General features: G+C 29.9%; 14 protein-coding genes and 1 rRNA gene. 3 read left to right on the top strand and 12 right to left on the bottom strand.

Annotated elements, in window-relative coordinates:
- From I4U66_RS09920 to dnaA, 12 genes are all read right to left on the bottom strand, one after another.
- Positions 1 to 404: ribosomal RNA gene (locus I4U66_RS09920) — 16S ribosomal RNA — on the bottom strand; the annotation flags it as partial.
- A gap of 192 nt (positions 405 to 596) precedes the next feature.
- A complete protein-coding gene (locus tag I4U66_RS09915; RefSeq protein WP_092921720.1) occupies positions 597 to 1,373 on the bottom strand; it encodes a SigB/SigF/SigG family RNA polymerase sigma factor in 777 nt (258 codons plus the stop codon).
- Positions 1,373 to 1,780 carry an ATP-binding protein gene (locus tag I4U66_RS09910; RefSeq protein WP_330383662.1) on the bottom strand — a complete coding sequence of 136 codons (408 nt, stop codon included), beginning with the start codon at positions 1,778 to 1,780 and terminating at the stop codon, positions 1,373 to 1,375. The genes I4U66_RS09915 and I4U66_RS09910 overlap by 1 nt, the downstream gene beginning before the upstream one ends.
- A 3-nt stretch (positions 1,781 to 1,783) precedes the next feature.
- Complete coding sequence (locus tag I4U66_RS09905; protein ID WP_166506172.1) at positions 1,784 to 2,101, bottom strand: STAS domain-containing protein; 318 nt, start codon at positions 2,099 to 2,101, stop codon at positions 1,784 to 1,786.
- Between the two features lie 22 nt (positions 2,102 to 2,123).
- Positions 2,124 to 2,381: a hypothetical protein gene (locus tag I4U66_RS09900; RefSeq protein WP_092921718.1), complete on the bottom strand. Its 258-nt coding sequence runs from the start codon at positions 2,379 to 2,381 to the stop codon at positions 2,124 to 2,126.
- Positions 2,381 to 2,665 carry a YtxH domain-containing protein gene (locus I4U66_RS09895; protein ID WP_092921716.1) on the bottom strand — a complete coding sequence of 95 codons (285 nt, stop codon included), beginning with the start codon at positions 2,663 to 2,665 and terminating at the stop codon, positions 2,381 to 2,383. Before I4U66_RS09895 ends, I4U66_RS09900 begins: the two co-directional genes overlap by 1 nt.
- Positions 2,666 to 2,720: 55 nt before the next feature.
- Complete coding sequence (gene gyrA / locus I4U66_RS09890) at positions 2,721 to 5,147, bottom strand: DNA gyrase subunit A (RefSeq protein ID WP_092921714.1); 2,427 nt, start codon at positions 5,145 to 5,147, stop codon at positions 2,721 to 2,723.
- A gap of 18 nt (positions 5,148 to 5,165) precedes the next feature.
- Positions 5,166 to 7,067: a DNA topoisomerase (ATP-hydrolyzing) subunit B gene (gene gyrB / locus I4U66_RS09885; protein ID WP_092921712.1), complete on the bottom strand. Its 1,902-nt coding sequence runs from the start codon at positions 7,065 to 7,067 to the stop codon at positions 5,166 to 5,168.
- Positions 7,068 to 8,183: a DNA replication/repair protein RecF gene (recF, locus tag I4U66_RS09880; RefSeq protein ID WP_092921710.1), complete on the bottom strand. Its 1,116-nt coding sequence runs from the start codon at positions 8,181 to 8,183 to the stop codon at positions 7,068 to 7,070.
- A gap of 15 nt (positions 8,184 to 8,198) precedes the next feature.
- Positions 8,199 to 8,405, bottom strand: coding sequence for a S4 domain-containing protein YaaA (yaaA, locus tag I4U66_RS09875; RefSeq protein WP_092921708.1), 207 nt, complete (start codon positions 8,403 to 8,405; stop codon positions 8,199 to 8,201).
- A 113-nt stretch (positions 8,406 to 8,518) separates the two neighbouring features.
- A complete protein-coding gene (gene dnaN / locus I4U66_RS09870; protein WP_092921706.1) occupies positions 8,519 to 9,625 on the bottom strand; it encodes a DNA polymerase III subunit beta in 1,107 nt (368 codons plus the stop codon).
- 240 nt (positions 9,626 to 9,865) lie between these two features.
- A complete protein-coding gene (dnaA, locus tag I4U66_RS09865) occupies positions 9,866 to 11,185 on the bottom strand; it encodes a chromosomal replication initiator protein DnaA (RefSeq protein ID WP_092921704.1) in 1,320 nt (439 codons plus the stop codon).
- Positions 11,186 to 11,860: 675 nt separating this feature from the next.
- On the opposite strand from dnaA, the gene rpmH reads away from it, so the two are divergent.
- The 3 genes from rpmH to yidD all read left to right on the top strand — a co-directional run bounded on the left by rpmH (position 11,861) and on the right by yidD (position 12,708).
- Positions 11,861 to 11,995: a 50S ribosomal protein L34 gene (gene rpmH / locus I4U66_RS09860; RefSeq protein WP_092921702.1), complete on the top strand. Its 135-nt coding sequence runs from the start codon at positions 11,861 to 11,863 to the stop codon at positions 11,993 to 11,995.
- A gap of 79 nt (positions 11,996 to 12,074) precedes the next feature.
- Entirely contained in the window at positions 12,075 to 12,425 is a 351-nt protein-coding gene (gene rnpA / locus I4U66_RS09855; protein WP_092921700.1) for a ribonuclease P protein component, read from the top strand.
- A 31-nt stretch (positions 12,426 to 12,456) separates the two neighbouring features.
- Positions 12,457 to 12,708, top strand: a complete 252-nt coding sequence (yidD, locus tag I4U66_RS09850) for a membrane protein insertion efficiency factor YidD (protein ID WP_092921698.1) — start codon at positions 12,457 to 12,459, stop codon at positions 12,706 to 12,708.
- Positions 12,709 to 12,722: the final 14 nt, after the last annotated feature.

Below are 12,722 nucleotides of genomic sequence, written 5' to 3'. Positions count from 1 at the left end.
CCTTCATCGCTCACGCGGCGTTGCTGCATCAGGCTTTCGCCCATTGTGCAATATTCCCCACTGCTGCCTCCCGTAGGAGTTTGGACCGTGTCTCAGTTCCAATGTGGCCGATCACCCTCTCAGGTCGGCTACTGATCGTCGCCTTGGTAAGCCGTTACCTTACCAACTAGCTAATCAGACGCGGGTCCATCCTGTACCGCAAAAACTTTGATAAGAAAGCCATGCGACTCTCTCATGTTATCTCGTATTAGCATACCTTTCGGTATGTTATCCGTGTGTACAGGGCAGGTTACCCACGCGTTACTCACCCGTCCGCCGCTCTTTACCGAAGTAAATCGCTCGACTTGCATGTGTTAGGCACGCCGCCAGCGTTCATCCTGAGCCAGGATCAAACTCTCAAATAAAAGTTGTTACCTGCTCAGACTATCATTATCTGAATATCTGGCTTGGTTGTATTCGATTCTTTTAAGAATCAGTTATATAAATTAACCTACTGTTTAATTTTCAAAGTTCATTTCTTATTTGCCCTTTTCTTAAGGACAAGTAATAATATACTATAGAATAAACAGTAGGTCAATACTTTTTCAAAAACTTTTTTATAAATTTTTTTCATATTCTTTTCTAAGCTTTTCAACTATCTTTCTTTCTAGCCTAGAAACAGTCATTTGAGAGATTTCTAGTTCTTTTGCAATCATAGATTGAGTTTTATCTAAGAAAAATCTATCTTTAAATATTTTAACTTCTAATTCATTTAAATTTTCCATGAATTTATTTATAAAGTCTCGCTGTTCTATATTTCCAAAACTACTTTCTTCTTGTCCAATTTTGTCTATCAATGTTATATCTTTATCTTCTGAATCATCATTACTTGATGAATCTAATGATATAGGTTGATATCCATAAGATGCTTCCATGGCTTCTAAAACATCTTCTTCTGTACACCCTATATATTTTGCAATCTCTTCTACTCTAGGTTGTTTTTTATATTCTTGTTCTAATATAACTTTGGCTTCACTTATCTTTTTGCTTAACTCTTGAACACGCCTCGGTACTCTAAGTGTCCATACTTTATCTCTAAAGTACTTTTTTATTTCACCTATTATCGTAGGAGTTGCAAAACTTGAAAACTCATACCCTTTTTCTATATCATACCTATCTATAGCGTATATTAATGCTAATGAAGCTACTTGATATATATCTTCAAATTCTACACCTTTATTTGCATATTTTTTAGCTAACAAATTTACTAAATATAGATGTTTTTCAATAAGAATATTTCTAACTTCTTTGTTATCTTTATCCTTGCTATATATCTTGAATAGCCCCTTATTATCTATGTCTAGGTAATTAGTAGCATTAGCTACGTTTTTCATTAAATACCAACTCCTAAATACTTAGTCATTTTTATTATAGTCCCTTTATTTTCTTTAGATTCTATATTAACTTCATCCATTAATGATTGTATTATAAATAATCCTAACCCACTTTCTTTTGGATTATTTAAATCTGGTTGATGTAAAGATTCTACATCGTACCCCTTGCCTTTATCTTCAATTTCTATAGCTAATCCATTTTCTAATATATCAAAAGTTATAAAAAATTTATTATCATTACTATGCTTTATAGCATTTGTACAAGCTTCTGATACAGCAACTTTTATGTCTTCTATATCATCTATCGAAAATCCGATTTTATTAGCTATACCTGATGTGGTTAATCTTATAATTCCAACATACTCAGGGTTTGAGCTTATTTCCATCTTTATTGTTTCAAAAGCCAACGTCTATCCCTCCACTTTAAATATTTTATCTAGTCCTGTTATTGCAAATATTTTTTTTACATTGATTTTTGGATTTAATATATATATTTCCTTTCCGTTTATTTTTAATTTCTTAAGTACTCCTATCATTACACCTAAACCAGTTGAATCTATATAGTCTAAGTTTGTAAGGTTAATTTTCATATCTAAAGATTCTTTATCTGCTAAATTATGTAAATGTTCTTTTAACTTATCTGCTGTAGAAACATCAAGTTCTCCTTCTAATGATATATCCCAGAAACATTCTTGTTCATTTAGCTTTGAATTTATATTTATTGACATCAATAAACCTCCTTATATGCAATTATCTCTTTATAAATTTAAATATTTTGGCTATACCTGCCACTTTGCCAACTAAATCAGTTATTTCTTCTGTATTTTTAGATATAGCGGCAACATTTTCTATTGTCTCGTGTATATGTCTTTCATTATAGTCAACTATTTTGTATACCTTTCCTACAACTTTAGTTGTCTCATTCAATAATCTTCCTATGTATATTGCTATAATTAATGCCGAAACACCAAATAAAACAGCACCTATTTGCCATCCCATTGCATCCATTAATTATTCTCCCCTTCATCTTCAAAAGTTCTACTTATTACTATTTCATCTTCACATATATCTATACTATCTTCTAATACATTATCATCAATTAGATTATTTATTTTAGTTTTTACACCATCTATTGTTCCTTGTAAAGCTTCTTTTGGGTTTTCCTTAACCTCACCTAGCTTTTCTTTAGCATCTCTTCTTAATTCTGAACCTTTTTTAGGTGCAAAGAATAAACCGGCTATAAATCCAAGAAATGCTCCTAGTAATAAATATTTCCCTTTCTTATTGCTCATAATACATTCTCCTCTCCTATAGTCGATAGCTATGGAAAAAGAATAGGATATATTCCTATTCTTCTTCTATATTTATTTTAGCAATAGAAACTACATTAACTTCATCATTGGTCTTCATTAGTTTAACACCGCTTGTTACTCTTCCAAATAATGATATTTCATTCACTCTTAATCTTATTAACACTCCATCTGAGTTTATTATCATTATTTCGTCTTCTTCTGTAACCATTTCAGCTCCAACAAGCTTTCCTGTCTTAGCAGCTATATTATATGTCTTTATACCTTTACCAGCTCTTATCTGAGTTCTATACTCTTCTATATCTGTTCTTTTTCCAAATCCATTTTCACTAACTACTAATACTTCTGTTCCTTCATCTGTTAAGCTCATAGATACTACTTTATCATCAGCGCCTAAAGTTATACCTTTAACACCCATAGCAGTTCTACCCATTGGTCTTATGTCATTTTCATCAAATCTTATAGACATACCATCTTTAGTTATTAGTAAAACTTCCTTATTAGCATCTGTTAACTTAACTCCTATAAGCTCATCGTCTTCTCTTAATCCTATAGCTATCAGCCCAGATTTATTAATATTTTTGAACTCTTCACGCTTAGTCTTTTTAACTATACCATTTTTAGTAGCTAATAATAAATATTGATTCTCATCATTTTCATTTATTGCTATTAGTGTGGCTATTTTTTCATTTGGAGCTAGTTGAAGTAAGTTTATTATAGCTGTACCTTTAGACTGTCTCTTCCCTTCAGGTATTTCATAAGCATTTAATTTAAATACTCTACCTTTGTTAGTGAAGAATAATAACTTACTATGAGTCGTTGTTGTTACAAGGTGCTTAACAAAGTCTTCTTCTCTTGTAGTAAGAGCTGATATACCTCTTCCACCTCTATTTTGACTCTTATAAGTATCTGCTGGCACTCTCTTTATGTATCCAAAGTGAGTTAGAGTTATAGCTATTTCTTCTTCTTCAATAAGATCTCTAACGTCTATTTCACCCTCAGCATGTCTTATTTCAGTTCTTCTTTCGTCAGCATAATTCTTTTTAATTATTAGCATTTCGTCTTTTATTACGTTAAGAAGTAATCTCTCATTAGCTAATATTTCTTTTAATCTATTTATTTTCTTAATTAACTCTTCATACTCTGCTTCTATTTTATCTCTTTCTAATCCTGTAAGTCTTTGAAGTCTCATGTCTAATATAGCTTGTGATTGAATTTCTGATAATCCAAATCTCTCCATAAGACCTGCTTTAGCTTCTTGAGTAGTCTTAGAGCTTCTTATTAATTTTATTACTGCATCTATGTTATCTAAAGCTATTCTTAACCCTTCTAATATATGAGCTCTTGCTTCAGCTTTATTTAATTCAAATTTAGTTCTTCTTGTAACTACATCTTTTTGATGTTTTACATAGTAGTATAGTATTTGCTTAAGATTTAATACTCTTGGTTGACCATCAACTAATGCAAGCATTATTATACTTATAGTTTCTTCCATTTGAGAATGCTTATATAAGTTGTTTAATACTATATTTGCATTAACGTCTCTCTTAAGCTCTATAACTATTCTCATACCATTTCTGTTACTTTCATCTCTTAGGTCAGATATTCCTTCAACCTTCTTCTCTTTAACTAAATCAGCTATTTTTTCAACTAACTTAGCTTTATTAACTTGATATGGTATTTCAGTTACTACTATTTGTTGCTTATTCTTAGGTAGTTCTTCTATATAAGCTCTTGCTCTAACTTTTACTTTTCCTCTACCTGTTCTATAGGCATTAGCTATATTTTCTTTTCCCATTATTATTGCTGAAGTAGGAAAATCTGGTCCTTGTACAAACTGCATTAAATCTTCTACAGTGCACTCCTCATTATCTATTAAATGTACTGTTGCATCTATAACCTCTGCTAAGTTATGAGGTGGTATACTTGTTGCCATACCAACTGCTATACCGTTAGATCCATTAACTAATAAGTTTGGGAATCTAGATGGTAATACTGCTGGCTCCTTTAAAGACTCATCAAAGTTAGGGATAAAATCAACAGTCTCTTTTTCTATATCTCTTAATAATTCTAAAGATAGTTTACTCATTCTAGCTTCAGTATAACGCATTGCCGCTGGTGAATCTCCATCGACTGAACCAAAGTTACCATGTCCATCAACTAAAAGTCCTCTTGTAGAGAAATCTTGTGCCATTCTAACCATAGCTAAGTAAACTGCACTATCACCATGTGGGTGATATTTCCCTAGAACGTCCCCAACTATACGGGCAGACTTTCTATAAGGTTTATCTGGTGTTAAGTTCAATTCATTCATAGAGTATAGTATTCTTCTATGAACTGGCTTAAGACCGTCTCTTACATCAGGAAGAGCACGTCCAGCTATAACACTCATCGCATAATCCATATACGATTTTTTCATTTCATCAGCTATTTCTAAAGGAAGTATTCTATTGTTTTCTTCCATTTACACTCATCCCCTTTCTTATATATCTAAATTCTTAACGTATTTAGCATTTGTTTCTATAAATTCTTTTCTTGGGGCTACTTTATCACCCATAAGCATTGAGAATACCTCATCTGCCATAGCCGCATCTTCTATATTTACTTGTAGTAATGTTCTAGTTTCTGGGTTCATTGTTGTATCCCATAATTGCTCTGCATTCATTTCTCCAAGTCCTTTGTATCTTTGTAACTCTACGCCAGTTCTACCAATCGACTCTAATAGGCTAGCAAGCTCTTTGTCTGAGTATACATAGTATTCTTTCTTTTGTTTCTTGACCTTATATAGTGGTGGTTGCGCTGCATATACATATCCATTTTCTATAAGTGGTCTCATGTATCTAAAGAAGAATGTAAGTAATAATGTTCTAATGTGAGCTCCATCGACATCGGCATCGGTCATTATTACTATTTTATGATATCTAGCTTTTTCTAAATCGAAGTCATTTCCTATACCACATCCAAAAGCAGTTATCATATTTTTTATTTCATCTGAAGATAATATTTTATCTAATCTAGATTTTTCAACGTTAAGTATCTTACCTCTTAGTGGTAATATAGCTTGAGTGTGTCTATCTCTACCTTGTTTAGCAGATCCACCGGCAGAATCCCCTTCGACTAAGAATACTTCACTCTTAGCTGGGTCTTTTTCAGCACAGTCTGCTAATTTCCCAGGTAATGCAGTACTTTCTAACACACTTTTTCTTCTAGTTAACTCTCTTGCTCTTTTTGCAGCTTCTCTCGCTCTTTGAGCTCTAAGGGCCTTATCAACTATTATTTTTGCTGTAGTTGGGTTTTCTTCTAAGAAAGCTCCTAATTCTTCAACAGTTATACTATCCACTATACCTCTCATCTCTGTATTACCTAGCTTAGTCTTTGTTTGACCTTCGAATTGAGGCTCAGGAAGCTTAACAGATACTACAGCTGTAAGACCTTCTCTTATATCTTCACCTAATAAATTAGGCTCATTATCTTTTATTACTTTATTTCTTCTTGCGTAATCATTTAATGTTTTAGTAAGGGCCGCTTTAAATCCACTTAAATGAGATCCACCCTCATGAGTATTTATATTATTAGCAAATGAATATATGTTTTCCGTGTAACCATCAGTATATTGCATTGCTAATTCTACCATATAGTCATCTACTTTTTTGTCTATATAAACTATATCTTCATGTATTCCAGTTCTCGATTTATTTAAGTATTTTATATATTCTACTAAACCACCAAGGTAGTGGAATTCTTTTATCTTTTCTTTTCCTTCTCTTTTATCTTCTAAAATTATTTTTATTCCTTTGTTAAGGAATGCTAATTCTCTTAATCTATGCTCTAATGTTTCATACTTGAAGTCTATTTCGTCAAATATAGTAGCATCAGGCATAAAGCTTATACAAGTTCCTGTGTGGCTTGATGTTCCTACTGCATTAAGTTCTGATGTAGCTACACCTTTTTCATAAGTTTGTCTGTATAACTTTCCATCTCTTGAAATTTCTGCTACTAACCACTCAGATAACGCATTAACAACAGATACCCCAACTCCGTGAAGACCACCAGATACCTTGTATCCTCCTCCACCGAACTTTCCTCCTGCATGAAGTACTGTTAAAACTGTTTCTAGTGTAGACTTACCTGTTTGAGGGTGAACTTCAACTGGTATCCCTCTCCCATTATCTCTTACTAAGATACTTCCATCTTGATTTATAGATACGTATATCTCAGTACAATATCCTTGAAGTGCTTCATCTATACTGTTGTCTACTATCTCGTAAACTAAGTGATGTAACCCTCTTGGACCAGTAGATCCTATATACATACCAGGTCTTTTTCTAACAGGCTCTAATCCTTCTAGAACCTGAATCTGACTTGCACCATATTCTTGCTTCATCTAGTTCCCTCCATTCTCTATGTTTACAACACTTCCATTATCAATATTAAATATAGTAGTGTTATCTATATTGAATATACTTTTATGTGAAACCTCTGCTGTAGTTATAAACATTTGAACTACATTTAAGTTATTTACTAATAGTTTTTGCCTTGTTTCATCTAATTCACTGAACACATCATCTAAAATTAATATTGGATATTCTCCAACTTCATTATTTATTAACTCAATTTCTGATAATTTTAAAGAAATTGACGCAGTTCTTTGTTGTCCTTGTGAACCATATAACCTTACATCTAGTCCGTTAACAAATATGTTAAGATCATCTCTATGTAGTCCATATCTAGTAGTCCTTGTATCTATATCATGCTCACGGCTTGACGAAAGTTTTTCAATAAATTTGTTATATACTGTCTGGGCAGTATCTTCATCATTTATATCAATTTGATTTTTATATGTTATAACTAAATCTTCAATTCCTCCAGTTAGTTTATCATGTAAACTTTTAGATATACCTGCTATTTTCTTTATAAAATCTCTTCTAAGTATGTAAATATAGCTCCCGTACTTAGCTAAACTTTCATCATATACATCTAATAAAGATTTATCTATATTCTTACTCTTAAGTAACTGATTCCTTTGGAATAATATTTTATTATAATTTGTAAGATAATTATAATATCTGGGTATAATTTGACTAATCTCTTTATCTATGAAAGATCTTCTTTCTTTAGGTCCTTCTTTAACTAGTCTCAGATCTTCTGGAGAAAATATTACAACATTTATATTTCCAAGCAGTTCGTATATTTTTTGAATAGGTATTTTATTTACTTTTATACCCTTCTTATTCTTACTGATAGCTATTTCAATTAAGCCTTTAGTATTTTCCTTTGAAAAAGCTCCTCCGACATAAAGATTCTCTTTTTCAAATTTTATTATTTCCTTGTCTTTATTGGTTCTAAAGGACTTTCCAAAAGATAGCATATATATAGATTCTACTATATTAGTCTTTCCTTGGCCATTTTTTCCGACAAGAAGATTTACTTTTTTATTAAATTCCAGATGTAAACTATCGTAATTTCTAAAATTGACTAACTGCAAACTATTTAGTTGCATAAAAGGCTCTCCTTATTACACTACTTTTATTTGATTTCCTTCTACCTCAACTATATCTTGAGGTTTAAGTTTTCTTCCTCTTCTTGTTTCAACTTCTCCATTTACCTTAACTAGACCTTCTAATATTAAAAATTTAGCATGTCCACCTGTTGATGCTAAGTCTGCTAATTTTAAAAGTTGATCTAATTTTATATATTCTGAATCTATATTTATCTCTATCATAGCTCGTCCTCCTATTTATTTTCATTTAGTTTTTCACTAACATGTCAAAAATATATTATATCATAAAATTAGTTATAAAAACCCAACTTTATTAGTTGGGCTTTTTTAATGAATTATATACTAGATGATATTCTTACTGGAAGTAATAGGTATGTGTACTCGATTTCGTCAGCAGGTTTTATTATACAAGGATTAACATTTGTTGTGAATTCTATAAATATCTCTTCACTATCAATGTTTTTTAATCCTTCTAAGAAGTATCTTGAATTGAATGCGATATCTAAATAATCTCCTTCTAATTCTAGTGAAACTTCTTCATAAACATTTCCTTTATCTGTATTAGAAGTTATTGCCATTGCATTATCTCTTATAGATAATTTGATTAGATTATTTTTTTCAGCTTGAGATAATAATGATGCTCTCTCAATACTATTTAAAAGATCTCTTGTTTTTAATTTAACTCTAGTATTGTGTTCTCTTGGAAGTAATCTTTTATAATCTATAAATTCACCTTCTAAAAGTCTAGTTATTATTTTAGTGTCATTTATTATAAATATTGCATTTTTATCATCAAATCCCATTTTTATATCTTCTTCTGATGATAATAAGCTATTTACATCTATTAATGCCTTTCCTGGAATTATAACTTTAGCATCATTTGAAATATTCTCTAAATTACAGCTTCTAACAGCTAATCTATATCCATCTATAGCTACTAAACTTATATTACCATTTACTATTTCTAAAAGTTCACCCATTAAGATAGGCTTTGTTTGGTCTTGAGATATAGCAAATACTGTTTGCTTTATCATATTTTTTAGTAAATCTTGAGGTATATTATATAAGTCTTCTTTATTTACTTCTGGTAACTTTGGAAATTCTTTAGCTGAATCTCCTTTTATCTTAAATCTTGAGTTTACACAATTTATGTATACATTATTTTCACTATCTGTTTCTATTTCAACAAAAGAATCTGGTAGCTTTCTAATTATATCACCAAAAAGTCTAGCATTTACTACTATTTCTCCTTCTTCTATAACTTCAGCTTGTGTATAAGTTTCTATACCTATTTCTAAATCATAACCAGTTAATTTTAGTTGATCTCCTTTTGCTGATAATAATATTCCCTTTAATAAGTCTAAAGTAGTTTTACTATTAATAGCTTTTTGAGATATTCCGATTTTATTAGCAAGTATTTTTTGATTACAAATTATTTTCAATGTGGATAACCTCCTTGTGGTCTTCATATATAAAAAATAAATAAAAAATTAGTAGTAATAGTAATAGGCTATGTGGATAATGTTAATAAATACTTTAAGCCTAATAAATGCAAAGATATTAACATGTGTATAAAGTGTTAATATCTTTGTTGATTTTAGTAGTATAAATTGTTAATAAATTTTAGACAAAAAAATATAAACATTATATTAACACAAAATCCACATATAATTGTTTATAAGTTACCCTTTTAATTCAGAGATTATTTTTTCTATTTTTATTTTGATTTCTTCATTAGTTTGTATATCTTTAATAATCTTATCGTGGGCATGTATAACAGTTGTATGATCACGTCCTCCAAACTCTTCACCTATTTTAGGAAGTGATAAATCTGTAAGTTCACGTGATAAATACATTGCTATTTGTCTAGGATAAGCAATTGATCTTGTTCTTTTTTTAGAATTAAAATCTTCCATTTTTATATCAAATACAGATGCTACCTTCTCTTTTATTCTATTTACATTTATTTCTTCATTTTTTGAAGTAGTTATTATATCTTTTAAAGCTTCTTCTGCTAATTCAAAAGATATAGTTCTATTAGTTAAAGATGAATAAGCAACTACTCTAGTTAAGGCACCTTCTAATTCTCTTATATTAGACTTTATATTTTTAGCAATATATGTCATAACCTCGTTTGGAACATCAATATTTTCCATTTGGGCTTTTTTTCTAAGTATTGCTATTCTAGTTTCAAAATCAGGAGCTTGTATATCTGTTATAAGTCCCATTTCGAATCTAGATCTAAGTCTATCTTCTAATGTTGGAATTTCTTTAGGTGGTCTATCACTTGAAATAATTATCTGCTTATTAGCCTCATGTAAAGAATTAAAGGTATGGAAAAATTCTTCTTGTGTTCTTTCTTTTCCAGCTATAAATTGAATGTCATCTATTAAAAGAACATCGACATTCCTATATTTATTTCTAAACTCTTCATTTCTGTCATCTTTGATAGAGTTTATAAGTTCATTTGTAAATTTTTCAGAAGATACATAGACTACTTTAGGATCCTTTTTTTGACTCATTATATGATGTCCTATAGCATGCATAAGGTGAGTTTTACCTAATCCAACGCCTCCATATAAGAAAAGAGGATTATAAGCTCTAGCTGGAGATTCAGCAACAGCAACACATGCGGCATGAGCAAATCTATTACTATTACCGATTACGAATGTATCAAATGTATATTTTGGATTTAGGTTAGGATAATTAGCCTTTGAAGCTGAACTTTTAGCTTCTTCTCCAAGACCTTCTATGTCTTTTTCACTTAAAACAAATTTAATATTATATTTTTTTAATGATAGCTGATTTACAGAACTTTCTATTAAATTTAAGTATCTATCTTCTAAAATACCTTTAGTGAAGTCATTAGGGACTAAAAGAATTAAATCGTTATTGTGTATTTTTAAAGGTACTATTTGCTTAAAAAAAGCATTAAAACTAGGTGGAGATAGCTCACCTTTTATTAATTGTAGTGTTTTGTCCCATAAAGAAACTACATCCATAATATAAACCTCCGCGCAAATTAATTAACACTTTCCACAAGTTATTAACAAAAAAACAAAAAAATATATATGATAAATAAATTCATTAGATTTATTTGGATAATTATGTGGATAAAATATTAATAATGTAAAAATGTATTAAAAAATAAAAAGATATAAACAATATGTATATAAAGTTATAAATAGTCTAAAGATATAATAAATGTAGTTTATAACTAAAGTATTATCTAAAAGTATACAAGTTATACACATTTATATCCACAGCTTGTGAATAACCTTAATAAGTTAATAAATCTTATAAACATTATCAACAAGTATATTAATAATATCAGAATAAGTGCCAAACTTCAAGGCATTCTGCTTAATTTATCCACAATATTAACCACCTGTTGATAAATTAATACACAGCTACAATTTACGCAATTTTCCTACATAATAATAAGTAGACTTTTAAATGAATGTGGATAAATCAGACGACAAATTTGAGGTAATAAATAGTCACCAAAACATATAAAATAAAACAAACAATTTTGTTATTTCATGTATCTAAAAACAAGTTGACAAGCAATATAAAAGCATTTATAATTGTATGTGTTATGTTTACTTTGAGGGTAAGGTTATTATTCTTATAAACGGAAAATAAACGGAAATAAAATTTGAAAGGCGGTGTATGTAATGAAAAGAACTTATCAGCCAAAGAAAAGACAAAGAAAAAAAGAACACGGATTCAGAAAAAGAATGAAAACTTCTAACGGAAGAAACGTGTTAAAGAGAAGAAGAGCTAAAGGAAGAAAGAGATTAACTCATTAATCATTGAGAGAGGCCGCTGTAAAGGTGGCCTTTTTGTGTAGAAACTATATTTACAAGCTGTGTTTACGGAGGGTTTAATATGGACTTCAAGAAAACAAAGGGCTTAAAAAAAGACTCTGATTTTAGAAAAGTGTATAAACACGGCAAATCTTTTGCAACTAAGTATCTGGTAATGTATGTACTAGATAACAAATCAGATGATACTAAATTAGGTATATCAGTATCTAAAAAAGTAGGTAAAGCAATTGTTAGAAATAAGATAAGAAGAAGAATAAGAGAATCATATAGATTAAATGTAGATGAAAACGTTAAAAGTGGGTATGATATAGTTTTTATAGCAAGGATAGCAAGTAATCAGGCTGAATATAAAGATATTGAAAAGTCTGTAAAATATTTGGTAAGAAAAGCAAACATAAGATTAAGTGAATAACAAAAGTCTAAATATGGAGGCATTTTAAAATTTGAAAAAAATAATTACTATACTGAAGGAAATAAATATATACTTAGCGAAATTATGTATTTATCTAGTGAGATTTTATCAAAAATTTATATCTCCATTAAAAGGACCTACATGTAGATTTTATCCAACATGTTCACAATATTCTATAGAAGCTTTTAAAAAATACGGGCTATTAAAAGGAATATATTTAACAGTAAAAAGAGTATCGAAATGCCATCCTTTTCATCCAGGAGGTTACGATCCTTTAAAATAAAACAGAATATACTC

Origin of the sequence: Romboutsia sp. D33t1_170424_H2, assembly GCF_015669105.1 — a bacterium.
Lineage (GTDB): Bacteria > Bacillota > Clostridia > Peptostreptococcales > Peptostreptococcaceae > Romboutsia_C > Romboutsia_C hominis.
This window is presented reverse-complemented; position numbering and strand designations above follow the sequence as displayed.